Origin of the sequence: Iodidimonas nitroreducens (assembly GCA_000710935.1) — a bacterium.
Lineage (GTDB): Bacteria > Pseudomonadota > Alphaproteobacteria > Sphingomonadales > Rhodothalassiaceae > Iodidimonas > Iodidimonas nitroreducens.
Window position 1 is genome coordinate 99240 of the sequence record BAYV01000010.1, and the last position, 24356, is coordinate 123595.

Consider the following 24356-nt stretch of genomic DNA (forward strand, 5'->3'; position numbering starts at 1 on the left):
CCATCACCCGCCCGGAGACCCACCGATGATCACCCGCTATTCCCGCCCCGAAATGACCGCCCTGTGGTCGGCAGAGAGCAAATTTGGCATCTGGTTCGAGATCGAAGCCCATGCCTGTGATGCGCAGGCAGCGCTTGGCATCATCCCCCCTAAAGCGGCAAAAGCCGTGTGGGAGCGCGGCCGGTTCGAGGTGGCGCGGATCGACGAGATCGAGGCCGAAGTAAAACATGATGTCATCGCTTTTCTCACCAATCTGGCCGAACATGTAGGGCCGGAAGCGCGCTTTGTGCATCAGGGGATGACCTCATCCGATGTGCTGGATACCTGCTTTAACATCCAGCTTGTGCGGGCCGCCGATCTGTTGATTGCCGATCTCGATGCGCTTTTGGCGGTGCTGGAACGCCGCGCCCATGAACATCGCGATAGCATCACCATTGGCCGCAGCCACGGCATCCATGCCGAGCCTACCACCTTTGGCCTAAAAATGGCGCAAGCCTATGCCGAATTCGACCGCGCCAAAAGCCGGATGCGCGCCGCCCGCGAAGAAGTGGCGACCTGCGCCATTTCAGGGGCGGTGGGCAGCTTTGCCAATATCGATCCCCATGTGGAAGCCCATGTAGCCGAAAAACTGGGATTGGCCATCGAACCTGTTTCAACCCAGGTGATCCCCCGTGATCGCCATGCCATGTATTTTGCAACCTTGGGCGTGATCGCCAGTTCGGTAGAGCGGTTGGCCACGGAAATCCGCCATCTGCAACGCACCGAAGTGCTGGAGGTGGAGGAATATTTCTCACCCGGCCAGAAGGGCAGTTCGGCCATGCCCCATAAGCGCAATCCGGTGCTCACCGAAAATCTCACCGGGCTGGCCCGCATGGTGCGCTCTTATGCCTTTCCGGCCATGGAAAATGTGGCGCTATGGCATGAGCGCGATATTTCCCATTCATCGGTGGAACGGATGATCGGCCCCGATGCCACCATTACCCTGGATTTCGCGCTGGCCCGCCTCACTTCGGTGATGGATAAGCTTTTGGTTTATCCTGATCGGATGCGCGCCAATATGGATCGCTTGGGGGGATTGGTCAATTCCCAGCGGGTGCTCCTTGCCCTCACCCAAAAAGGGATGAGCCGCGAAAAGGCCTATGGCCTCGTTCAGCGCAATGCCATGAAGGTGTGGGAAAGCGATGGCCGCGATCATCTGCTCGACCTTTTGAAAGCCGATCCCGAACTGGCGGACCTCTTTGGCGCAGGCGAATTGGAAGGGCTTTTTGATCTGGGCTATCACACCAAACATGTGGAAACGATTTTCCACCGCGTTTTTGGCCGATAGATTTTTGGCTGATCTGTTTTAGGCCGCTCGCATCCGAGGCTTACGGGCGGCCTCTGGCCGCTCGCATCCGAGGCTTAGAAATTATTTTCCTGCATGATCTCGTTGCGGGCTTCTTCCATGCATTCCTGCAAGCGACGCTCCAGATGATGCTCGGTCATCTCGATCTTATGGGCCCGGAAATCGGCCAAAACCTTACGGATGACATCCTTATCGCCTACTTCTTCAAAATCTGAATCGATCACCGTTTTGGCATAGGCCAGCGCATCTTCAGCGCTCATGCCGAATTCGGCAGCCGCCCACAGGCCCAGAAGCTTGTTGCGGCGCATGGCCGTTTTGAACCGCAGATTTTCATCCAGCGCATATTTCGCTTCAAAATTCTGTTCACGGTCATTGAACATGCTCATCTGGAGTCCTTGATTTTCGGTGATGAATGGGTCTTTCACGATGTAATCACATTGTTCGCGCATCGCAAGCGTTCACAAAGCTTGACGAACCGAATTTTACGCGCTTTTTTAGGGCCCGTGGTGATTTGGTCCGACCGGCTTGCGGCCACGTAAAAAAAGCAGCTAAAAGGTGGGGGCTTGCCTCGACTCTTCATGCGCCGGTTGGGCAGATCTTTGCTTATGAACTTGAAAGGCGCTTCAGCATGAAAAATAAAACCGGCTTTGATCGCCAGATCACCCAAAAATGGCGGCGCGATACGCAGCTCATCCGGGGCGGCAGCCTGCGCAGCAATTTAGGCGAAACATCAGAAGCCATCTTCATGACATCAGGCTTTGCCTATGCCACCGCCGAAAGCGCTCAGGCCCGCTTTGAAGGCGAAGAAGAAGGCTTTACCTATAGCCGGCAGGGCAATCCCACCATTGCCATGTTCGAGGAACGCATGGCCCTTCTTGAGGGCGCCGAAGCCGCCGCCGCCACTGCCAGCGGCATGGCCGCCATGAATGCCGCCCTTTTGGGGCTGCTGCGCGCCGGTGATCATGTGGTCGCTGGCCGGGCGCTTTTTGGCTCCTGCCGGTGGTTGATCGATGAATTGCTGCCCCGCTATGGCATAGAGACCACCACCGTCAACGGCCCCGATCTGGACGAATGGAAGCGTGCTATCCGCCCCAATACCAAGCTGTTTTTCCTCGAATCCCCCTCCAATCCCACCCTTGAGATCATCGATATCCAAAAGGTTGCCGATCTGGCGCATGAGGCGGGCGCGCGGCTGGTGGTGGATAATGTCTTTGCCTCACCTATTTTGCAAAAACCGCTGGACCTGGGTGCCGATGTGGTCTGCTATTCGGCCACCAAGCATATCGATGGCCAGGGCCGCACCTTGGGCGGAATCATTTTGAGTAGTGCTGCCATCATCGTGGATGAATTGGGGCCTTTTTTGCGCCATACCGGGCCCAGCCTTTCGCCCTTCAATGCATGGCTGCTTTTAAAATCCCTTGAAACCCTTGAACTGCGGGTGAATGCCATGTGTGATCGCGCCGATCATCTGGCCGCCGCAATGTCCCAAGCCGGGATCGATTGTCTGCATCCCAGCCTGCCCGGGTTCAAACAGGCCGATCTTGCGCAGCGGCAGATGAAGCGCGGGGGCACCGTCGTCACCTTTACCTTGCCCGGCGGCGCCCAACAGGCCTTCCGCTTTTTGAACGCCCTCAGCATCATCGATATATCGAATAATCTGGGCGATAGCCGCAGCATTGCCGCCCATCCCTGGACCACGACCCATAAGGCGCTGGATGAACAGACCCGGCTGGAAATGGGGATCACCCCGGGCATGATCCGCTTGAGCGCGGGCCTTGAGGATAAAGACGATCTGGTGGAAGATGTACTGGCCGCACTGGCCGCAAGCGCGCCATAATTCATCGGCACATATGGGCGTTGGTCACGGACAGGAAAGGGGCCCCATGAAAAACGCGCGCGCATCTGCCTTGCCGGGCCGCCTGTTTTATGCACGCAGCTTTGCTTTGTTCGCCGTGCTGATATTGGGCTATCTGGTCTGGCTCATTTTGTCTCCCTTCATGGCACCTTTGGCCTGGGCGGCGATCATCGCTTTTCTGCTCCACCCCGCGCATCTCTGGCTTAGCCGGTCGCTGGGAGCTCGGCACAATCTGTCTGCCATCATCCTCACCGGCTTGAGTTTTTTCTTTCTGCTGGGGCCGATCTCGCTTTTGCTGGCGGCCTTTGCCGCCCAGGCCGCCAATCTTTTGGAGCCGATGCAGCAGGCAGCGGCCAAAGGCGATTTTTCGATTTTGCAATCTGTGATGGATGTGCCGATCATCGGCGATCTGATCGACCAGATGCAGCAGATGTTCGATGTTTCTATCGATGAGCTTGGCCAATGGCTCAATCTTCGTATTCAGGAAGGCGCGAAAATCCTGTTGTCCTTTGGCAGCCGTGTCTTTTTGGGGGCCATCGGCACCATGGCCGCTTTTGTGATCATGCTTTTTGTTTTGTTTTTCCTGCTGCGGGATGGGCGAAAAATCCTCAATGCCACAAAGGCGTTGGTCCCGATGTCGGATCAGCGCACCGATCTGTTGTTTGCACGGATCGCCAATGCCGTTCATGCGATTGTTTTCGGCACCGTTCTCACCGCCCTTATTCAAGGGGCTTTGACCGGGCTTGCCTTGGCGGTCACCGGGCTGCCGGCCCCCGTGGTTTTTGGCGTATTGGCGGCGATTTTCTCATTATTCCCGGTGGGGGGAACCGCCCTGATCTGGGTCCCCGCCGCCCTTGTTCTGGCCTTTCAAGGGCAATGGGTCGAAGCCATCGGGATGCTTTTATGGGGCACGCTTCTGGTGGGCACCATCGATAATTTTCTGCGCCCGGTTTTTGTGTCCCGGCGCGGGCATATCTCAACCCTGACCGTGTTCATCGGGGTTTTGGGCGGTGCCGTTGCCTTTGGGGCCGTGGGCCTGCTTTTGGGCCCGGTGATCCTGACCATCGCCATGGTGCTTTTGCGCTTCACCCGCCAGCAGCGCGAGGCGGAAAATGAAGACGCCCCCGAAGACGATCAGGCCATGAGGGCCGAAAAATCCTGAAGCCCGATATTGCCCCCCGAAAGGACGATGGCAATGATCCGATCACGGGTTTCGATTTTATGGGCCAGCACCGCCGCAAGAGCCACAGCGCCCCCCGGCTCGACAACGATCTTCAGACGCTCGAAGGCAAAGGCCATCGCCGCCTTCACCTCATCATCTGTCACCACCACGCCGCTCTCTAAAAGCTGCCGATTATGGGCAAAAGTCAGGGCCCCGGGCATGGGGGCCAATAAAGCATCGCAGATCGAGCGGCTTTCAAGATCATTGGCCACCCGCTTTCCAGCCTTCAAGGATCGGGCCGTATCATCAAAGCCCAAAGGCTCGACCCCATGCACTGCGATGGCCGGAAAGGCTGCCTTCAGGGCCGTGGCGCTGCCCGCAATCAAGCCGCCGCCGCCAACGCAGATGAGGGCGGCATCGAGCGTGCATCCGCGCTTTTTGGCCTGATCGGCGATTTCCAGCCCCACAGTGCCCTGCCCGGCAATGATCTGACGATCATCATAAGACGGCACCAAGATCGCCCCGCTTTGGGCGCACAGATCCATCGCAATCTGTTCGCGGTTTTGGGTATAGCGATCATAGGCAATGATTTCAGCACCCAAAGCGCGGGTATTCTCGCGCTTGATCGCGGGCGCATCATGGGGCATCACGATCTGGGCCCGCACGCCTAAGCGCCTTGCGGCTTCGGCCACTCCCTGGGCATGATTGCCCGACGAAAAGGCAACCACCCCTGCGGCACGCTCATCCGCGCTCAGGCGTGACAGGCGGTTATACGCCCCCCTGATCTTGAATGAGCCGGTGCGTTGCAGGCATTCCGCCTTTACCAGAACCCGGCCCCCCGCCCGCGCGTTTAAAATCGGATGTTCCATAAGCGGGGTGCGCAGGGCCACCCCGGCCAAAGCTTCGGCGGCGTCCTCGATATCCGCGATGCCGATGAGGTCGAGATCGTCTTCATGATGGTGCATGATCATTCCTTGCGGGCTTTTTTATTTTTGAGACGTTTTGACAAGCCATCGGCAAAGCGCAATAAAAATGGCAGAACCACCAGGGTTGTCAGCACCGTGATGCTGATCGCGATCATCAGCAGCATCCCCATGCTGGCGGTTCCACGATGCTGGGAAAGAGCCAGCGAGCCAAAGGAGCCGATGGTGGTGAGCGCGCTTAAGACAACAGCCCGGGGTGTGCTGCTGGAAAAAAGCGCGGCCATCCCGCTCTGGCCCGGATCGGCCTGTTTTTCGAGCGCCATATGGCGCGCCCGCATCGCCAGATGAATGGCGCTATCTACCCCCAAACCAATCAGCAGGGGCAAAACGATCACATTGGCAAAGTTAAAGGGCAGCCCGATCAAAATCCCGATGGCCGCCGTGAGGACCCCCGCCAAAAGGATCGGGGCCATCACAATAAAGATAAAACCAATCCGCCGGATCAGCACAAAAATAAGGATCGATCCCAGCGCCAAAGCCAGCAATGATGCCTGCACCATCGCCTGCCCCACCACATCACCCGCCCGCAGAACGGAAATGGCGCCCCCCGATAAATCCGGGGAAATTTCAGCCACTTCATCCACAAAAACACGGCGGGCCTCCTGATCGCGCACATCATGGGCGGGAAGCACCTCGACCCGGACCAGACCATCGGGCGAAATAAACCGCCTGCTGATCGCCGGGGGCAGGCTTTCCATCTCCACGGGCCGGGCCGTCAATTGCAGGCGCAATCGCGCCATCTGCATCGGGAAATAGCGCATCAGGGCTTCATCAAGGCGATCATAAAGCGCCGGATCATGGCGCGCTGCCTGGAAAAAAACCTGCAAGCTTTCATTCAACCGGGCGGCGGCCTCGGCCGTTGGGCTATCGGGATCAATCGCGCCTACGATTTGAGTATCCGCGATCAGATCCGCCACTGCCAGTTCAGCCGCGCGGGCATCCGTGGGGGGCAAGGCGGCCATCCGAGCTGCGAGATCATCACCACTTTGCAAGACAAAAACCAGATCACCCGCCAGAAAATCAATTTCCGCCAGTTTCAGATCCTGTTCATCAGGGATGAAATCATTCAAGGTGATCGCAGCCTCGACAGTGTCTAATGCTTCTGCCTTTTGCGCAAAATCGAAAGCCGCATCAGGGGATGGGCTGAGATAATTCAGCCTATAGGGAAAATCCTGCGGCCGATCAAACAACAGATCGAACGCGACCACCCCGGGTGATTGCGGATCACGCAGATGCATCGGATCAGCATCAAAACGCACCTTATCCATCAGGCCCAATGACAGGAAACCCAGCACGATCAGCAATCCCGCCAGTGGCGCGCTGAAGCGTTGGCCAAAAGCCTGCAGCCGCCTGATGGTGCGGCCTGCTGCCACTTTCGCCGCAATGCCGTTCGGCTTGGCGGATGTTTTGACCGAAGGAAAAAGTGACAGCAAGGCGGGGATCAGGGTCATGGCAATGATAAAGGCCAGCAAAACCCCGGTCCCGGAAATCACCCCCAATTGCGCCATGCCCACAAATCGGGTGGGCACGAAGGCAAAAAACGCAACGCTCGTGGTGAGCGCAGCCAGCGCCAAAGCCGGGCCCGCCTTTTCTATGGCCTGCACCATAGCGGCGCCTTGATCATCATGATCGCGGCTTTGCTCGGCATAGGCGAGGATCAAATGAATGGCAAAATCAATACCCAAGCCAATCAGCAAAACCGTAAAGGCGATGGAGACCAGATTAAGCTCGCCAATCAAAACAGCCGCCGCCCCGGATGTAAGGAGAATAGACACAAGAAGCGAGGCCAGGGCCGCCACCACATATTGCCAACGCCCCAGCCCCACAACCAGAATAACCGCCACCAGCACAAGGGAGATGAGGGCCGATATCTCGATCCCCTGCGACACCGATTTCAATTCTTCGGTCCGCAAGACAAGATCGCCGGTGATCGCAATGCTGGCGGCCTCAAGAACAGGCGCGGGCAGCCCGGCAATGGCCTGACGCAGCCCATCAATGGCGGCACGGGCGGGCTGCAGGGATTGATAATCCAGCACCGGATGAACCACCAGAACAGTCTGGTTGATCGCCTGTGTTTCGCCAAACATCTGTTGCCATGAAAGCGGCCTTGCCTCTCCCTTATTAAGGGCCGAAACCGTTTCATTCACCGCATCATAGGCACCGGCGATCATCGGCAGATCAACGCCATCCTCGCTCGCCTCAGAAATTCGTCCTAATTCGGTGAAAAAGGTGGATAATGTTGGATGCTCTACTAAAGATTGCAACAAAGGGGCCGCACTGGACAGCCGCCCGGTCAAATCCATCAGATCATCAAGGGGCAGAAACAAAAGCCCCTGACGCTGGAAATAGGGATCGACCCGAGGGGCAAAAACATCGCTGAAAAGATCACGGCGCTGGCGCAGGGCTTTGGCGAGTTCGCTGGCTGCATGATCAGCTTCATCGGGGGTTTCGGCGCGGATGATAACAAGGATCTGATCGCGCAATTTCGGAAAGGCACGATCCATGGCAATGGCGTTTTGCCGGAAAGCCTCGCGGCTGTCGATCATCTGAGAGCTATCGGTATTGATCCCAAGGGACGTGATCGCCGCATAAACCGAAAGCAAAACAAGAAGCCCCAAAATGGCCACAACGCGCCGGGGCTTTTGCCATGCCTGCGCCACCACAAAGGACAGGAGGCGCTCGATAAGGGTTTCAAATGTCGCCTTCACGATGTGCTTCTTGCCCCTGCGCTTTAGGATTATGGAGGAGGATGAGAGATCAATGATCGCTGGCGGCCAGCATGCTCTCCCTGATCCCGGTTTTCAATGCCAAGCCTTCGGCAGTGATGGTGATGGCATGCGGCCAGTTCGCCCGGGCCAATCCCTTGCGTTCCAATGTTCCCCACACATTGGGATTGATAAGCCCACTGGCAAAGCGGGTGGAAACCGTGAGGCGGCCAATATGCAGATGATCGCCATGGGCCTCTTTATGGGCTTGGGGCAGATTGAAAAGGGTAATTTCGCCGGTCTCTTCGTTGGTGGAGGCCAATTCGGATTTTTCAGCCAGTTCCTGCAATAAGGCGAGAGTCCGCATTTGCAGATTATTGAGCCTGATCATCGGCATTGTGCACTCCGTTTTTTTTCATTGATGGGCTTCAGGGCTGGGCTGAGCTTTAGCGCTTTTTCAAAAATGAGCTTTAGCGCTGTTTCAAAAAGCTGCCCTTTATTCTGGCATGAAAAGCGGCAGGCGATTATTGTCATGGGCGGCTCGATGATTAAAGATATGTTTTAGCTTAATCATGCGAAAAGGAAAAATGCCCAAAGCCGCAGGCAAAAAGCCAAGAGTTTTCGTTGAAAGATCGGGCCATCTGGCTTAGGTCCTGACTTAAGCTGAACAGGCACGGATTATCCAGCAGGAAGGCACGCTCATCCCATGTCACAGATGACCCACTTACAGCGTCTGGAAGCCGAAAGCATCCAGATCATTCGCGAGGTTGCATCGGAATGCCGCAATCCCGTGATGCTGTTTTCCATCGGCAAGGATTCGATGGTCATGCTGCATCTGGCGCGCAAGGCTTTTTATCCCTCGCCTTTGCCCTTTCCCATTTTGCATGTGGATACCACCTGGAAATTCCGCGAGATGATCGCCTTCAGGGATCAACTCGCCAAAGATTGGGGCCTTGATCTGCTGGTTCATATCAATCAGGACGGGGTGAAACAGGGTGTGGGGCCGATCAGCCATGGCTCTGCCATCCATACCGACATCATGAAAACCCAATCGCTCAAACAGGCGCTCGACCTTTATAAATTCGATGCGGCTTTTGGCGGCGCCCGGCGCGATGAGGAAAAATCCCGCGCTAAGGAGCGGATTTTTTCTTTCCGCTCAGCCCAGCATCGCTGGGATCCTAAAAATCAGCGTCCTGAATTATGGCACATCTACAATACCCGCATCCATAAGGGCGAAAGCATGCGGGTGTTTCCCATCTCGAATTGGACCGAATTGGATGTGTGGCAATATATTTATCAGGAAAAAATCCCCATCATCGAGCTTTATTTTGCCAAGGAACGTCCGGTGGTGGAACGCGATGGCGCGCTGATCATGGTCGATGATGATCGCCTGCCCATCAATGCAGGAGAGACCGTGGAAAAACGCATGGTCCGCTTTCGCACTTTGGGCTGCTATCCCCTTACCGGCGGCATTGAATCCCAGGCAACGGATATGGAAGGGATCATCATGGAAATGCTGGTTTCCCGCACTTCCGAGCGGCAAGGTCGGGTGATCGATCGCGATCATGGGGCCTCGATGGAAAAAAAGAAGCAGGAAGGCTATTTCTGATGCATGATCAATCCGTGGGAAAAGCGCCCGAAGCCCTGATCCGCTATCTGAAGGAACAGGAATCAAAGGATTTGCTGCGCTTCATCACCTGTGGCAGCGTGGATGATGGCAAATCCACCCTGATTGGCCGCCTGCTCTTTGATTCCAAAATGATTTTTGAAGATCAACTGGCCAGCCTTGAAAAAGACAGCCGGAAAATGGGCACCACGGGTCAGGATATCGATCTGGCGCTTCTTCTCGATGGTTTGGAGGCCGAGCGCGAACAGGGCATCACCATCGATGTGGCCTATCGCTTTTTTGCCACCGACAAGCGCCGGTTCATCGTGGCCGATACCCCCGGCCATGAACAATATACCCGGAATATGGCCACCGGCGCCTCGACCGCCGATGCCGCGATCATTTTGGTGGATGCGCGCAAGGGCCTGCTCACCCAAACCCGCCGCCACAGCTATATCTGCTCGCTTTTGGGTGTGCGCCATATCATTTTAGCCGTCAACAAGATGGATCTGGTGGATTATTCCCAAACGGTTTTTGATCAGATCCGCGCCGATTATGAAGCCTTTGCCAAAACCATTGGCTATGATCATGTCAGCTGCCTGCCGCTTTCAGCGCTCAAGGGTGAAAATGTTCTGCATCGCACGGCGGCCCTTGATTGGTTCAATGGCCCCACCCTTCTCGCCAAGCTTGAAACCATTCCCGTGGCCGATGCTGATGATACAGGCCCCTTTCGCCTGCCGGTGCAGTGGGTCAATCGCCCTAATCTGGATTTTCGCGGATTTTCCGGCACCATCGCCGCCGGGCGGATTTCGGTGGGCGATCCTGTCGTGGTTTTGCCATCGGCCAAAAGCAGCAGGGTATCATCCATCGTCACCTTTGATGGAACGCGAGAAAGTGCCTCGATCGGTGAAGCCATCACCCTCACCCTTGAAGATGAAATCGATATTTCGCGCGGCGATGTGATCTGCCACTCCGAAAACCGGGCCGGGCTTTCCGATCAATTCGAGGCGAAAATCGTGTGGATGGCCGATGAACCGCTGATCCCCGGGCGGCCCTATCTGCTGAAAAGCGGCGCTCGCACGGTTTCAATGGTGGTGACCCGGCTAAAATACAGTATTAATGTCAATAGCCTCGAACAAGCCGCCACCAAACGGCTTGAGCTTAATGATATCGGGGTTGCCAATATCAGCCTTGATCAGCAGATCGCCTTTGATCCCTATCACGATAATCACGAAACCGGCAGTTTCATCATCATCGACAAGATGACCAATGGCACGGTGGGGGCCGGGATGATCGATTTCGGCCTGCGCCGGGCCACCAATATTCATTGGCAGGCGGTGGATGTGAACAAGGCCGCCCGCGCCGCGATGAAGGCGCAAAAACCGGCTGTTTTGTGGTTTACCGGGCTTTCAGGATCGGGCAAATCAACCATCGCCAATCTGGTTGAAAAGCGCCTTCATGCCGCTGGTCGACACACCTATATGCTGGATGGCGACAATATCCGCCATGGCTTGAATAAGGATCTGGGCTTTACCGAAGTGGACCGGGTGGAAAATATCCGCCGGGTTGCCGAAGTCGCACGCCTGATGGCTGATGCCGGTTTGATCGTTTTGGTTTCGTTCATCTCGCCTTTCCGATCCGAACGTAAGATGGCCCGCGATCTTTTGCCGGAGGATGAATTTCACGAGGTTTTCGTGGACACGCCCATCGCCCTGTGCGAACAGCGCGATCCCAAAGGGCTTTATAAAAAGGCACGAATGGGTGAAATCAAGAATTTCACGGGCATCGACAGCCCCTATGAACCGCCTTTGGCATCAGAACTCACCCTTGAAACCGCTCTCTCCTCGGCCGAAGAATGCGCCGGGCAGGTGATCGATTATCTTGATCAGTTAAGCGATTGACCGCATTAAGCCGTCTCCTCGGCCATCAGCGTTCTGTTTTCCGGGAATTGCACGGTGAATTCCGTTCCCTTCCCGGGTGCTGATTGCACGGTCACGCTGGCCTGATGCAATGTGGCAAGGTTTTTAACCAATGGCAGCCCCAAGCCGGTTCCGGGGAATTGTCGCGACAGGCTATTATCCACCTGCTGAAACGGCTCGAATATTTTATCCAGATCTTCGGCCGCAATGCCAATGCCGCTATCGATCACTCTGATCTGGATGGCCTTTTCAGGCATATCCACACACAACCTCACCGATCCATCGGACGGGGTGAATTTGATCGCATTCGACAACAGATTGAGCAAAATCTGCCGCAGCGCCCGGCGTTCCGCCCGCAACATGGGCAAATCCATCTTGCAATCGAGCTCCAGGGCAATCTCCGCCTTGGTGGCCATGGGGGCCATATGATTAAGCGCCAATTGGGTCAGTTCCTCCAGATCGATGCTTTCTTCTTGCAATTCATAACGGCCCGCTTCGATCCGCGACAGATCGAGAATCCCAGAGATCAGTTCGAGCAGATGGCGTCCGCTTTCCTTGATATGAACGCTATAATCCCGCACGGTTTTAGCGGGCATGGGAATATCATCCCGGGCGATCAATTCGGCAAAACCGATGATCGAATTGAGGGGCGTGCGCAATTCATGGCTCATCACCGATAGAAATTGAGATTTCGCCTGATTGGCGCTTTCGGCTTGTTTTCGCGCCTCGATCAATTCCTGTTCTTGCTGCTTTAAATGGGTGATATCGGCATGAACACTGACCAATTCGCCGGATGATGTGCGCCGCAAGGTGCTTTGCACCCAGCGCCCGCCTGCCAAAGGCTGTACAAGCTGATGGCCCGGTTCAAGATTGGCCCCGGCATTGCCAGCATTGCCATCGGGGAAAAAATCGCGAAACATCCGATTGGCAAGCTGCAATTCCCCTTCGGCCGAGAAAATGGCAAAAGCTTCGCCTGTATTTTCAATGGCATCCCTGATCCGCATATGGGCCATCTGCAAAGCCTGTTTATCGCGCAGAGCTTCCATAAAGGCATGAAAACTGCGAAAGGCGATATAGGCCAGCACCAACACGAAAACGATCAGCAAAAGGCCCATCGCAAAGCCTTCGCGCGATCCATGATAGAGCATGCATAAAACCGAAAGCGGCATGGCTGTTAATGAAAAGGCCAAACAATGACGCGGCAAGGGTGACAGGGATGTGACCACGCCCGCTGTGAGGCCAATGGCGATAAAGGCAATGAAAATATGAACATTTTCATTATCGGCAAAGCCAAAAACCAGTTCCGCCGCCCCCCATGAAAGGCCCATCATGATGGTAAAGATCAAGGAGGCGCGCAAGGATCGACCCTGGATCGCTTCGGGGTTGAAATAGCGCCTGATCTGATAGGCTTTCCACAGGCTGAAAAGCGAAAGCCCGATGATCACAGAAATCCAGAGGCTGGCATAAAGGGGATTGGCATGGGGATATAAAACCCCCAAAACCACAATCGCCACCACGATATTCATGATCGACATGATCGGGATGAATTGCAAAAGATGCAGAAATTGAGCCCGGCGCACAATCCGGCGCGGCATAAAAACCTTGATGTCATCGGCCTCGGACCCCAGCGCCGAATGGCCTTTCTTATTTTTGTTCATTACATATCCCAAGGATCGCTGAGATCAGACGATCTCATGGGGATGTAAATTAATCTTTAATCATGGCGCACACCCCATCACAATGGCATGAGCGGGGCCAGAGTTTCAGTTCGCCAACGGGCTTTCGGTCCGCTCAATCCATCCCCCGCCCAGCACTTCATCGCCATCATAGAAAACCGCCGCCTGTCCGGGGGAAATGCCCGCTTGTGGCGTGCACAGCGTGATCTGCGCCCGGCGATCATCAAGCAGCCGCACCCGCGCTTTCACAGGCTCCTGCGTATTTCTGATGCGCACGAATACATCTTGTTCATCTGTCTCTGGTCGGTCCTCGCCCAGCCAATTCAGCTCGCGGGCGATGAAACGGCCAATATCCAGAGCCGCTTTGGGGCCCACGATCACCCGCCTGCTTTCAGGCTCCAGCTTCACCACATAAAGCGGATCGGCAGTGCCCCCCACCCCGATGCCCCGGCGCTGGCCAATGGTATAATGAATGATCCCTTCATGCTGGCCCAAAACCCGGCCATCCAGATGAACGATCTCGCCGGGATCAGCGGCACCGGGGCGCAGGCGTTCGATGACGCTGGCATAATTGCCCTGCGGCACAAAGCAGATATCCTGGCTATCGGGTTTATCGGCTACGATCAGCCCGAAATCTTCGGCCAGCATCCGCACATCCGGCTTTTCCAGCCCGCCCAAGGGGAAGCGCAGAAAATCAAGCTGTTCGCGGGTGGTGGAAAACAGAAAATAGCTTTGATCCCGGCGCGCATCCACCGCCTTAAAAAGGCGCCAGCCCCCCTCCCCGGGGAAAGACTGCACATAATGCCCGGTCGCCAGACAATCCGCCCCCAAATCCCGTGCCGTTTGCAAAAGATCGCGAAATTTGACCCGTTCATTACAGCGCACGCAAGGAATTGGGGTTTCACCACGCAGATAGCTATCGGCAAAATCATCCATCACGGCATCGGAAAAGCGGCTTTCATAATCCAGAACATAATGGGGAATGCCCAAGGATTCACAAACTCTGCGGGCATCGTGAATATCCTGCCCGGCACAACAGGCGCCCTTTTTCTGAACCGCCACCCCATGATCATAAAGCTGCAAGGTGATGCCGATCACCTCATAGCCCTGACGCGCCAGCAAAGCTGCGGTCACCGAGCTATCGACCCCGCCCGACATCGCCACAACCACACGGGTATCGGCTGGCGCCCGGTCAAACCCAAGGCCATTCAATGTTCCGGGCGACCAATGGGCGGCCTCGGCGATCAGCTTGTCTAATAATGTGCTCACGCGGCGCACTATAATCTTCTGCCGCAAAAATTCAACATCCGGCAAAAGCCGCCATCCATGGGGCAGAGATTGCCTGATCCCTCCCTATAAAGCATCCTTAATATCCTGATTACCATCTATAAATCATTGTTTTTCAATACGTTAAAGAAATTCATCAAATTGGCCCGATCATTGCATTGTTCTGAGCGACATAACAGCGAGCAAGCGCATCATGGCTTTTATTGATTCCATCAGCACCACGCCCCCCCCGGCTTCGGACAAGGCTGGTCTTTCTGTCTTTGCCGGGCAAAAGGCGGCCACAGGGCCAAACGCCACCGCTTTTAATAAGGCACAAGGCGGCGCATCGGGCTTTTTAGCGATTCTGGCCCAAAATCTTGCCCCCCAAAAGGCGGGTGCACCCATCTTGGGCCTTGATCAGACCACAACTCAAAATGCGGCTCAAACCGCGCCCCAAACTAGTGGCCAAACTGCTGGCCAAACGGCTGGCCAAACGGCTGCCCCACAGATGAATGATGGCGTGATCAAGGGCCTTGGCCAAAGTGCCACACCCAATATTTTGCAAAATCTGCCGGCCGATATTCGCCAAAGCCTTCTGAATGCGGCAGCCAAAACAGACAATGCCGCGCCCATGAATTTGCCATCCTCTGCAACCCTTGCTGGCTTGATCGATCTGGAGACACCGGGCCTGATGACGTCCAGCGAACAGGCGGCCTTCAACAGCGCCCTTGCCAGAATTTCGACCGGCTCCGGCGAAGGGGCCGAGGGTGCGACCACAGCCACGGGCAACAGCATGGGCGATCTATCTGGCGCAATCCCCGATCCGGATTTGGCTGGCGATGCAAAAGCAATGCCGGATCAGGGTGCAGAGCAGGGCGCGGCCCCACAAGCCGAGCCTACGACCCCATCCAAAACCCCATCTGAAATCATTGCCCAAGTCACCACCGGCCCCAAATTGATCGGGGATGAGGAGGCCGCAAGCCAAAGCGCCGCCTTTACAGTTGCGGATAGCGATCTCGCCATCAATGAACAAGCCCTCAGGGATTTGGCGACACAGAATGGAACCGAGGCACTTGATGCCAATGCAGTATCGGGATCGATCGATGGGGCAGAGCTTTTAGCCGCCAATCGAAATCAATCCGCAAATCCCATTTCAGAGCTACAGGCTGAACCGCAGATCGATCAGGCCACCGCAAACACAATCGCCGAAGCCTTGGATAGCAGTGCGGCCAAAAACCCCGCAGCATTAAGCCAGAATTTGATGGCCAGCACCGCCCCCACGGCCATTGCCCAAAGCTTGCAAACTCAGATCACCCCCACTGATGATCTGCAACTCAATGGCAGCAATCGACGGGCCGGACCGGGGCTGTTTTCCCGGATAGAAGGTGCCGCAACGCTTCAGGCCAATGGCACTGCATCAACATCGGCCAATAGCATGACGGGCGCTTCTGCAAGCGGGGCGACCCCTGATGCCTTTTCGCCAAAAACCACAGGGGCCCATGATGCGGCTGATTTTGCCGCCACGCTGAAACAGGCCGCAGAGCAACCTCTTGGCCAAAATGCCAATCAGAATACCAATCAGAATACCAGCCAGACTGCCAGCCAGACTGGGGTGGCTCCGGGCAGTGGCCCGCTCAATCCGCTATCAAGCCTTGAAGCCCTTGCAGGCCAATTATCAGGCCAGATTTCGGTGCAAGGCAGCGGCCCTGTCGATCCATCAGGGCAAATCCAAACTCTGTCGCAGGATGCGGATAAAGGCAGCCTGCTCGCCCGGGCGCAATCTCAAAGCCCGGCCAATCAGGTGGGGATCGGCATTGCCCGCGCGGCGATGGATGGTCAATCGCGTTTCACCATTCGCATGGACCCGCCCGAATTGGGACGGATCGAGGTGAAACTGGCCATGCAAAAGGATGGCAGCGTGCAGGCGATGATTTCAGCCGATAATCGCGATGCCTTCGATATGCTGCAACGTGATGCGAGATCGCTGGAACGCTTGCTTCAGGATGCCGGTTTGAAGACCGATTCAAACAGCCTCAATTTCTCGCTCAATCAACAAGGCGGGCGCGATCCCGGATCGGCCTTTGCCCATTTGGCGCAGGATAGCGACCAACACGCCAGCCCTGATCAAGCCAGCGATCAAGGGGCCGATCAGTCCGAAAATCCGGCGGATGATCTCTCCATGACGATGAAGCGGCTCGATCTCACTCTCAGCGACGGGCTCAATATCGTCGTTTGATCCAGTATAAAGGAATAAACCTATGGATATCGGAAGCATTACCGCGGGCCTATCTGGACAAGCGCAAAGAGCGACAACCGGGCTGGTCCAGGATTTTAATACGTTCCTCACCCTCCTCACCTCGCAATTGCAAAATCAGGACCCGCTGGAACCCACAGACAGCAATGAATTCACCCGCCAGCTCGTCTCCTTTGCGGGGGTGGAACAACAGATCCAGTCCAATCAGAATCTGGAAGATCTGGCGACCCTGACCGCCTTCAGCCAGAATGCTGCGGCCGTCAATTATCTGGATAAAACCGTCACCATTGCCGGTGATACGATCAATCATGATGGCCAATCTGATCTCAGCTTTGAATATTTATTGCCGGTGACCGCAGACTCTGCGGATGTGAAAATTCTCGATGCTCAGGGCAATATTGTTTTCGAACAGCCCGGACAAACCAATTTCGGCGTTCACCGGCTGAGCTTCGATTCTTTTGATGGCGGGAATAATCCGGTGCCGCCGGGGCAATATACCCTGCGCATCGATGCCCGCAATGCCGAGAACAAACCCATCGAAACTCCCCTTTTCGTGCGGGCCCCGGTGAAAGAAGTGGAAACATCGGGGCTGACCCCCCTGCTCACCATTGGCGGCCAGAAAGTGCCGCTGCATGAAGTCTCGGCTGTTGGGCTTTAGATTTTACGGACTTCAGATTTCACACAAACATCACTGAAAAATTCAAGCGGCCGCGCCGCTTATCACAAGGAGAAGCATCATGGCTTTCGCAGCATTATCATCAGGCGTTTCGGGCTTAACGGCCTTCACCGAAGGCATTGGCATCATTTCCGATAATATCGTCAATGTGAATACCGTGGGCTATAAGGAAACCCGCAGCCGGTTTTCAACCCTGGTCACCGAAACCCAATCGGTTTCGCGCTTTTCACCGGGCGGGGTGCAGTTGCGGGCGCAAACGCTGGTCAGCCAGCAGGGGCTTTTGACCTCTACCGCATCGCAAACCGATCTGGGGATCGATGGGTCGGGCTTTTTCGTCGTCCGCTCGGCTCCCAGCGCCATTTCTGCTGAAGGGAATATTCAATTCACCCGGGCGGGGAATTTCACCCCCGATGAAGCCGGTTTTCTGAAAAATACCGCCGGCAATTTCCTCCTCGGCTTTCCCATTGATGTTCAGGGCAATATTCCCACCAATATCGGCGATCTCAATACGTTGGAACCGATCAATGTAAGCGGGCTGACCGGCACGGCAGAAGCCACATCGGTTGTCACCCTGCGCGCCAATCTGCAATCCTCGCTCACGGCCACCACCGTAGGCGGTACCGGACCGGGCGGTGTTGTAGCGGCAGGCGACTTGACAGCGGATACGATTGAGCCGGATTTCGCGCAAACCATCACCGTGTTCGATAGTCAGGGTGCGGCCCAGGGGCTGACCTTGGCGGCTGTAAAAACCGGGACAAACGAATTCCGTTTTGAAATCTTCGCCCAGGATCCAGCAGCGATCAATGCGGGCAATGGTGGCCTTGTGCTCTCTGGTCTCATCACATTCGGTGCGGATTCAGGCATCGAATCCTTTGCCAGAGATTTTCCGGCCCCCGCCGCAACTTTCCCCACAACGCCCGGAGCCGGACAGCGCATTTCGCCGACAGCGGATCTCGCTTTTGCGAGCGGCGCCTCCACCTCCACGGTCACCTTCAATTTTGGGCGATCAGGCGATAAGGACGGCATCACACAGTTCGATAGCCTTTCCACCCTCATTTCATCGAATGTGAATGGGGCGGTGTTTGGTAATGTGATCGGCACCAATATTTCCAATGATGGGGTGGTGACGGCCCTTTTTGATAATGGCCTGTCGCGCGATGTGTTCCAGTTACCCATCGCCACCTTCCCCAATCCCGATGGGCTCACCCGTCTGCAGGGTAATGCCTTTGGGGTCTCGGATGACTCGGGGAATTTCTCGATCAAACTCCCCGGAACCGGGGGCGCCGGCACCGTTGCGCCCTCCTCCCTTGAGGCATCGACTGTGGATCTGGCCAAAGAATTTGCCGATCTCATCGTCACCCAGCGCTCTTTTTCGGCGTCCACACGGATTATTTCGGCGGCGGATGAAATTCTCGAAGAACTGGTCCGTATCTAGGGATTTCAGCGCTTTTGTTTGTTATCATCATTCCAATTATCAAGGCGAGAGGGGTTATCCTCTCGCCTTTTCCCATGAAAACAAAGCTATCATTAATGAACTGGCAACCAAAATTGTCGCGCTGTTAACCGATCCCTTTAGCGCTTTTTTAAAAGACACGGGGGTAGCCTTCCTTTCATCGCAACCAGACAGCTCAGGCTGCCGATGATACTGGCCGATGATGCTGGCCGATCATGGCCAAGACCATCATAGGCACGAAGGCTTTGAATATGGCGCAGACAAGGAATGAACGCGTGAGGCAAGTGATCGGACCAACAGGTGAAGCTTTGACCCTTGACGACCTTCCGCCCGTGAATACGAAACGCTGGGTCATTCGCCGCAAGGCCGAAGTGGTGGCCGCTGTGCGCGGTGGGCTCATCACCTTGGAAGATGCGTGCAAGCGCTATTCCCTCTCGGTCGAGGAATTTTTGTCGTGGCAGCGTGCCATCGATCAAAATGGCCTGCCCGGCCTGCGGGTCACGCGGGTACAGCATTATCGCGAAGAACCGGCGATGCACTGACGTCTCCGCCCCTGCCCCCTTCTTTATGGCGCTTCTGTCATGGCCTGCCGGGCGGTTTTCAGCCTTGCCGCGCCCGGCCTTCAAAAAAATGCGCCATACCGCTCTCAACTGGGCAGAATCTGCCTATTATTAACCTCGCCTTTACCGTCTCCTTGCTAGCATCTTTCCAGCAAGGGCGGCCTTTTTGGCCATCATGACTATAAAGCGGGGTAATCGTGAATCGCCTGATCCAGCTTCTGGCCAGCTTCGGTGCCGTCCGCCTTTTGGGCATGGGCGTTGTGGCCGCCGGTCTCATCGGTTTTTTCATGTTCATCTCTTTGCGCCTTTCAGCGCCGGATATGAGCCTGCTGTTCAGCAATTTGGAAATGTCGGAAAGCGGCCAGATCGTTGAACAATTAAAGGCTCAGGGGGTTCCCTATCAGGTGACCGATGGGGGCAAAACCATTCTGGCCCCCGCCAATCAGATCAGCGAATTGCGGGTGCAGCTTGCCGCCGAAGGGCTGGGCGGGGCCATCATGGGTTATGAAATCTTTGATCAGGCCAATGGCTTGGGCACCACCAGCTTTGTTCAGAATATCAATCTGGTGCGCGCCATCGAAGGGGAACTGGCCCGCACGATCCGGGAAATCCGCGCCATCGATTCCGCCCGTGTGCATATTGTTATGCCCGAACGCGCGCTGTTTTCCCGCGAGCAACGCACCCCCACAGCGTCGATTGTTTTGCGAACGCGCCAAGGCCTTGGCCAAAATCAGGTGATGGCGATCCAATCCCTTGTTGCCGCTGCGGTCCCGGGTCTCAGCCCCGGCAATATCTCGATTGTTGATCAATCCGGCACCTTGCTGGCCAGCGGTGATGGGGCCATGGGATCGGGATTTGGTGGCGGATTGGATGATAAGCGCCGCCAAATGGAAGAACAATTGCGCAATCGCGTGGAAACCCTTCTGGAAGAAACGGTGGGCGTGGGCCGGGTGCGGGCGCAGGTGTCGGTGGAACTCGATATGAATGCCATGGTCACCAACGAAGAAATTTATGATCCTGAAAGTCAGGTAGCGCGATCCACCCGCAGCATCGAAGAAAACAGCAGCGATCGCGATGGCGCGCCCCAGAATGTTACGGTGGGCAATAATCTGCCCGCCGCCGAGGCCGGTGGCGGAGAAGGCGGCGGAGAAGGCGGATCACTATCGCAAAGCAACAAAACCGATGAAACGGTAAATTTTGAAATATCGCGCACGGTCCGCACCCTCACCCGGGATTCTGGCGAAGTCGAGCGCATTTCGGTCGCTGTGGTGGTGGATGGCACCTATGTGGAAAATGCCGATGGCGCCCGCATTTATCAGGAACGCGCGCCTGCCCAGATCGAACAGCTTACAACCCTCGTCCGTTCGGCCATCGGCTATGATGCCAATCGCGGTGATATCGTGGAAGTGGTCAATCTGCCCTTCGTGCAGCCAGAACCGGTCGGTACCGATGGGACCGAGGAATTTTCGCTTTATGGGCTGGGCAAAGATGATCTTTACGGGCTGCTCGAAATTCTGCTTTTGGGGATTGTCTCGCTTTTAGTGCTGTTGCTCGTGGTGCGCCCCCTGGTCAATCGCTTGATCCTCGCCATTCCCGATGGCGCCAATGGTGCCGCCAATTATCTGGAGGCGGGCGAAGCGCGCATGGCTTTGGCAGGCCCCGATATCACCCCCGAAATGGAAGAAGCCGCCGCCAATGGCGACCCGGCGGCCATCGAAGCAATCAATCGCAGCCGCGCCCAGCAGCAGGCTCTTCCGGCTCCGCAAAGCCAGGAGGTGGATGTGAGCCAGGTGGATCATCGGATCAAAGAGGCCACGGTCAAGAAGGTGGGCAATATCGTTCGCGCGCACCCCGAAGAAGCGGCGGCGATCATCCGAAGCTGGCTTTATGCAGAATGAACCGACGACTGAGATTGTCATCTTGATGAGCAGGGAAAAGATCACCCCATGACCGAGAGCAAAGAACTCGCCAAAATGACCGGGCCTGAAAAGGCAGCCGCCTTCATGCTGGCGATTGGCGAAGAATTCGGCAAACCCATCTGGCAGCTTTTGAGCGACGAAGAAGTGCGCGAATTGTCGGTGGTGATGTCTAATCTGGGTCAGGTCTCGGCGCAGGCCGTGGAAACCCTGTTCACCGGCTTTTCTCATGATGTGACCAGCGGCGGATCGCTCAATGGCTCGTTCGACAGCACCGAACGGCTTTTGTCGAAAATTCTGCCCCAGGATCGCGTTAATACCATCATGGAAGAAATCCGTGGCCCCGCCGGGCGCACCATGTGGGATAAGCTGGGCAATGTGAATGAAATGGTGCTGGCCAGCTATTTAAAGAATGAATATCCCCAAACCGTGGCGGTGGTGCTTAATAAAATCAAGGCCGAACATGCCGCCCGCGTGCTTTCGGTGCTTCCGGAAGATTTTTCCATGGAAGTGGTCATGCGGATGCTGCGCATGGAAGCGGTGCAAAAGGATATTATCGACAAGGTGGAACAAACCCTGCGCATCGAATTCATGAACAATCTGGCCCGCACCAGCCGACGCGACAGCCATGAAACCATTGCCGAGATTTTCAATTATCTTGATCGCAATGCAGAAACCCGCTTCCTGACCGCTTTGGAAGACAGAAACCGCGAAAGCGCCGAACGTATCCGCGCCCTGATGTTCACCTTCGAGGATCTGGCCAAGCTCGATCCCGGTGGGGTGCAAACACTTTTGCGCAATGTTGATAAAGGCCAGCTTGCCCTTGCCCTCAAAGGGGCATCCGATACGTTGCGCGATCTCTTTTTCTCGAACATGTCGGAACGGGCGGCGAAAATTCTGCGCGAAGATATGGAAGCCATGGGACCGGTGCGCCTGCGCGATGTTGATGAAGCGCAGATGGCCATGGTGAATAAGGCAAAGGATCTGGCCGAAGAAGGCGAGATCATGCTGACCGACAGCAAGGGAGAAGACGAACTGATTTATTGAGGCCCCATCATCTGCCCGGACTTCATGCCTGATCGCATGACCCGCACACGGCCCCGCAAAGCCCGCAAGACCCCCAATGAGGCGATATCGTGCCCATAAAATATAATTTCGATACCAGTTTTGGCGATAATCGGCAGGACAAAGTTCAAGAAGAGCTTGATGATCTGCGTCGGCAGATCGGCGAAGCGCGGGAAGCCGGGCGTCGGGAGGGCCATGCCGCCGGACGGGCAGAGGCATTGCGGGAACTGGAGCAAACGCTGGTTCAAACCTTGAACAAGCTGATTGCCTCCTGCGCTGATCTGGCCCAGGAACGGCAGGAATTGGAGCGGCAGCTTGAAGCCGATGCCGCAAACCTTGCCCATGCCATTGCCCGCACCTTGTCGCCAGCCCTGATGAAAAACCATCCGCTGGCCGAGATCGAGGCCCTTGTTGCCGATTGCCTTGATGGCGCCCGGCGCGAACCAAGGCTGGTGGTGCGGGTTCATGAAAGCCTGGCAGAACCCCTGGGCCAACGGCTTGATGCCCTGAAAATCAACAATCATTTCGCCGGGCAGATTATCTTACTCGATGATCCCGCATTGGGGCCATTGGATTGCCGGGTGGAATGGCCCGATGGCGGGGCCGAGCGTGATCAGGCCGCCTTGCATAAGCAGATCGAGGCGGCCGTCGGGCGCTTCATGGCCAAAGACGATCATCAATCCACAACCGACAGAAAAGCCCCGCAGGCACCATCCGGGGCACAAATTGGGCAGACTGAATAATGGCAGACACAGACAACGAAAATGACGGCAGTGAAAAGGCATCCACCGGCGTTGATTATCAGGAATTGCAATCCGCCGGTGGCACAGCCGCCGATGAGGATAGCGAACAGCGCACCGCCCATGATCTGGAGCCGGTCTTTGATGTTCCGGTGCGGGTGCAGGCCATTCTTGGCCGCGCCAATCTCGAAGTCAGCCAGCTTTTGAAGCTGGCCCCGGGCGCAGTGCTGGAACTGGATCGCAAAATCGGCGAGGCCATCGACATTTATGTGAATAACCGGCTCGTGGCCCGCGGCGAAGTGGTTCTGGTCGAAGATCATCTGGGGGTGACCATGACCGAAATCATCAAAACCGAAAGGGCATAGAACCCATGATTGCGCTGTTCGCCCTGTTTTCAGCTTTTGGCCTTTTGGCCGCTGCAGTGACCCTTGGGGGCGCACCGGCGGCGTTCATCAATGGCGCGGGAATGCTCATCGTTGTTCTTGGCACTTTGGCGGTCACGGCGATCAGCTTTTCAGGCCGGGAACTGGCGGAGATGCCGCGCACTTTATGGCGCTTGCTGATCGAACCTCAGCGTGATCCGGCTCTGGCGGCGATCACCGTTTTAAAGCTGGCCGAACGAACGCGGAAAGATGGCCTGATCATTTTGAAAAAGCTGATGCCTTCGTTGGGAGACAGCCCGTTTCTGATGAATGCCTGTCAGTTGATTCTGGATGGTTCAAGCCCCGAAGAAGCCGAAAGCATCATGCAAAAAGAAAACCATGCAGCCGCCAATCGCTATCTGCGGGCCATCGAAATCCTGCGCCGGGCGGGCGAAGTGGCCCCGGCCATGGGGCTGATCGGCACGCTGATTGGTCTGGTTCAGATGCTGGGATCATTGGATGATCCTTCGGCCATCGGCCCGGCCATGGCGGTGGCCCTGCTCACCACTCTTTATGGCGCTATTCTGGCCCATCTGGTGTTCATCCCGCTGGCCGCCAAGGCCGAGCGCATGGCATCGGATGAAGCCATTCTCAATACCGTTTATGCCATGGGGGCCGCTTCGATGAGCCGTCAGGAAAATCCGCGCCGCCTTGAGATGCTGATCAATACGGTTTTACCACCCACCAATAAAGTCATGTACTTCAAATGACCGATTATCGCCCTCTTGCCCCAAAAGGCAAGCCGGGGACAGG

The 24356-nt window shown here is 56.0% G+C and carries 20 protein-coding genes and 1 riboswitch; of the genes, 14 read left to right on the top strand and 6 right to left on the bottom strand.

The window, feature by feature from the left end; genetic code table 11:
• Window positions 1-25: 25 nt before the first annotated feature.
• Window positions 26-1327, top strand: coding sequence for an adenylosuccinate lyase (gene purB, locus AQ1_RS04655; RefSeq protein WP_042084738.1), 1302 nt, complete (start codon window positions 26-28; stop codon window positions 1325-1327).
• Between the two features lie 74 nt (window positions 1328-1401).
• Here the strand turns inward: purB and AQ1_RS04660 are convergent, their stop codons facing one another.
• Window positions 1402-1731 (bottom strand): DUF1476 domain-containing protein, encoded by a 330-nt coding sequence (locus AQ1_RS04660; RefSeq protein ID WP_042084740.1) that lies wholly within the window; start codon window positions 1729-1731, stop codon window positions 1402-1404.
• A gap of 107 nt (window positions 1732-1838) precedes the next feature.
• Window positions 1839-1917, top strand: a riboswitch (SAM riboswitch).
• Between the two features lie 56 nt (window positions 1918-1973).
• Between AQ1_RS04660 and metZ the strand changes: the two genes are divergently transcribed.
• Both metZ and AQ1_RS04670 read left to right on the top strand, forming a co-directional pair.
• Entirely contained in the window at window positions 1974-3182 is a 1209-nt protein-coding gene (gene metZ, locus AQ1_RS04665; protein ID WP_042084741.1) for an O-succinylhomoserine sulfhydrylase, read from the top strand.
• Window positions 3183-3228: 46 nt separating this feature from the next.
• Window positions 3229-4362, top strand: a complete 1134-nt coding sequence (locus AQ1_RS04670; protein WP_052370953.1) for an AI-2E family transporter — start codon at window positions 3229-3231, stop codon at window positions 4360-4362.
• On the opposite strand, the gene AQ1_RS04675 is transcribed toward AQ1_RS04670, so the two are convergent.
• The 3 genes from AQ1_RS04675 to AQ1_RS04685 are packed head-to-tail and all read right to left on the bottom strand — an operon-like array spanning window position 4335 to window position 8447.
• Window positions 4335-5327 carry a threonine ammonia-lyase gene (locus tag AQ1_RS04675; RefSeq protein ID WP_042084833.1) on the bottom strand — a complete coding sequence of 331 codons (993 nt, stop codon included), beginning with the start codon at window positions 5325-5327 and terminating at the stop codon, window positions 4335-4337. The genes AQ1_RS04670 and AQ1_RS04675 overlap by 28 nt on opposite strands.
• Window positions 5328-5329: 2 nt before the next feature.
• A complete protein-coding gene (locus AQ1_RS04680) occupies window positions 5330-8053 on the bottom strand; it encodes an MMPL family transporter (protein ID WP_042084743.1) in 2724 nt (907 codons plus the stop codon).
• Window positions 8054-8102: 49 nt separating this feature from the next.
• Window positions 8103-8447: a hypothetical protein gene (locus AQ1_RS04685; RefSeq protein WP_042084744.1), complete on the bottom strand. Its 345-nt coding sequence runs from the start codon at window positions 8445-8447 to the stop codon at window positions 8103-8105.
• 309 nt (window positions 8448-8756) lie between these two features.
• Between AQ1_RS04685 and cysD the strand changes: the two genes are divergently transcribed.
• Entirely contained in the window at window positions 8757-9659 is a 903-nt protein-coding gene (gene cysD / locus AQ1_RS04690) for a sulfate adenylyltransferase subunit CysD (RefSeq protein WP_042084746.1), read from the top strand.
• Window positions 9659-11557 carry a sulfate adenylyltransferase subunit CysN gene (gene cysN, locus AQ1_RS04695; protein WP_042084748.1) on the top strand — a complete coding sequence of 633 codons (1899 nt, stop codon included), beginning with the start codon at window positions 9659-9661 and terminating at the stop codon, window positions 11555-11557. The genes cysD and cysN overlap by 1 nt, the downstream gene beginning before the upstream one ends.
• 5 nt (window positions 11558-11562) lie before the next feature.
• On the opposite strand, the gene AQ1_RS14405 is transcribed toward cysN, so the two are convergent.
• Window positions 11563-13233, bottom strand: coding sequence for a sensor histidine kinase (locus tag AQ1_RS14405; RefSeq protein ID WP_052370955.1), 1671 nt, complete (start codon window positions 13231-13233; stop codon window positions 11563-11565).
• A gap of 105 nt (window positions 13234-13338) precedes the next feature.
• Window positions 13339-14463, bottom strand: a complete 1125-nt coding sequence (gene mnmA / locus AQ1_RS04705; protein WP_150006927.1) for a tRNA 2-thiouridine(34) synthase MnmA — start codon at window positions 14461-14463, stop codon at window positions 13339-13341.
• Window positions 14464-14731: 268 nt separating this feature from the next.
• Here mnmA and AQ1_RS04710 point away from each other — a divergent pair, with 268 nt between their 5' ends.
• From AQ1_RS04710 to AQ1_RS04750, 9 genes are all read left to right on the top strand, one after another.
• Window positions 14732-16753, top strand: coding sequence for a flagellar hook-length control protein FliK (locus AQ1_RS04710; RefSeq protein ID WP_042084751.1), 2022 nt, complete (start codon window positions 14732-14734; stop codon window positions 16751-16753).
• A 22-nt stretch (window positions 16754-16775) separates the two neighbouring features.
• Window positions 16776-17429 (top strand): flagellar hook assembly protein FlgD, encoded by a 654-nt coding sequence (locus AQ1_RS15275; RefSeq protein WP_052370957.1) that lies wholly within the window; start codon window positions 16776-16778, stop codon window positions 17427-17429.
• A gap of 79 nt (window positions 17430-17508) precedes the next feature.
• Window positions 17509-18882, top strand: coding sequence for a flagellar hook protein FlgE (locus AQ1_RS04720; protein ID WP_042084752.1), 1374 nt, complete (start codon window positions 17509-17511; stop codon window positions 18880-18882).
• Between the two features lie 269 nt (window positions 18883-19151).
• Window positions 19152-19442, top strand: a complete 291-nt coding sequence (sciP, locus tag AQ1_RS04725) for a CtrA inhibitor SciP (protein WP_042084839.1) — start codon at window positions 19152-19154, stop codon at window positions 19440-19442.
• A gap of 215 nt (window positions 19443-19657) precedes the next feature.
• A complete protein-coding gene (gene fliF / locus AQ1_RS04730; protein WP_042084754.1) occupies window positions 19658-21358 on the top strand; it encodes a flagellar basal-body MS-ring/collar protein FliF in 1701 nt (566 codons plus the stop codon).
• Between the two features lie 48 nt (window positions 21359-21406).
• Window positions 21407-22423 carry a flagellar motor switch protein FliG gene (fliG, locus tag AQ1_RS04735; protein WP_042084755.1) on the top strand — a complete coding sequence of 339 codons (1017 nt, stop codon included), beginning with the start codon at window positions 21407-21409 and terminating at the stop codon, window positions 22421-22423.
• An 89-nt stretch (window positions 22424-22512) separates the two neighbouring features.
• On the top strand, window positions 22513-23184 hold the full coding sequence (locus AQ1_RS14410; protein WP_052370958.1) for a FliH/SctL family protein: 672 nt from the start codon (window positions 22513-22515) through the stop codon (window positions 23182-23184).
• Window positions 23184-23546, top strand: coding sequence for a flagellar motor switch protein FliN (fliN, locus tag AQ1_RS04745; protein ID WP_081837084.1), 363 nt, complete (start codon window positions 23184-23186; stop codon window positions 23544-23546). The genes AQ1_RS14410 and fliN overlap by 1 nt, the downstream gene beginning before the upstream one ends.
• 5 nt (window positions 23547-23551) lie before the next feature.
• Entirely contained in the window at window positions 23552-24313 is a 762-nt protein-coding gene (locus AQ1_RS04750; protein WP_042084756.1) for a motility protein A, read from the top strand.
• The last annotated feature ends 43 nt before the right edge of the window (window positions 24314-24356 follow it).

Excerpts from the sequence above, each read along its gene's own strand:
- purB (WP_042084738.1), top strand. The coding sequence starts at position 26 with ATGATCACCCGCTATTCCCGCCCCGAAATGACCGCCCTGTGGTCGGCA.
- AQ1_RS04660 (WP_042084740.1), bottom strand. The coding sequence starts at position 1,731 with ATGAGCATGTTCAATGACCGTGAACAGAATTTTGAAGCGAAATATGCG.
- metZ (WP_042084741.1), top strand. The coding sequence starts at position 1,974 with ATGAAAAATAAAACCGGCTTTGATCGCCAGATCACCCAAAAATGGCGG.
- AQ1_RS04670 (WP_052370953.1), top strand. The coding sequence starts at position 3,229 with ATGAAAAACGCGCGCGCATCTGCCTTGCCGGGCCGCCTGTTTTATGCA.
- AQ1_RS04675 (WP_042084833.1), bottom strand. The coding sequence starts at position 5,327 with ATGCACCATCATGAAGACGATCTCGACCTCATCGGCATCGCGGATATC.
- AQ1_RS04685 (WP_042084744.1), bottom strand. The coding sequence starts at position 8,447 with ATGCCGATGATCAGGCTCAATAATCTGCAAATGCGGACTCTCGCCTTA.
- cysD (WP_042084746.1), top strand. The coding sequence starts at position 8,757 with ATGTCACAGATGACCCACTTACAGCGTCTGGAAGCCGAAAGCATCCAG.
- cysN (WP_042084748.1), top strand. The coding sequence starts at position 9,659 with ATGCATGATCAATCCGTGGGAAAAGCGCCCGAAGCCCTGATCCGCTAT.
- AQ1_RS14405 (WP_052370955.1), bottom strand. The coding sequence starts at position 13,233 with ATGAACAAAAATAAGAAAGGCCATTCGGCGCTGGGGTCCGAGGCCGAT.
- AQ1_RS04710 (WP_042084751.1), top strand. The coding sequence starts at position 14,732 with ATGGCTTTTATTGATTCCATCAGCACCACGCCCCCCCCGGCTTCGGAC.
- AQ1_RS15275 (WP_052370957.1), top strand. The coding sequence starts at position 16,776 with ATGGATATCGGAAGCATTACCGCGGGCCTATCTGGACAAGCGCAAAGA.
- AQ1_RS04720 (WP_042084752.1), top strand. The coding sequence starts at position 17,509 with ATGGCTTTCGCAGCATTATCATCAGGCGTTTCGGGCTTAACGGCCTTC.
- sciP (WP_042084839.1), top strand. The coding sequence starts at position 19,152 with ATGGCGCAGACAAGGAATGAACGCGTGAGGCAAGTGATCGGACCAACA.
- fliG (WP_042084755.1), top strand. The coding sequence starts at position 21,407 with ATGACCGAGAGCAAAGAACTCGCCAAAATGACCGGGCCTGAAAAGGCA.
- fliN (WP_081837084.1), top strand. The coding sequence starts at position 23,184 with ATGGCAGACACAGACAACGAAAATGACGGCAGTGAAAAGGCATCCACC.
- AQ1_RS04750 (WP_042084756.1), top strand. The coding sequence starts at position 23,552 with ATGATTGCGCTGTTCGCCCTGTTTTCAGCTTTTGGCCTTTTGGCCGCT.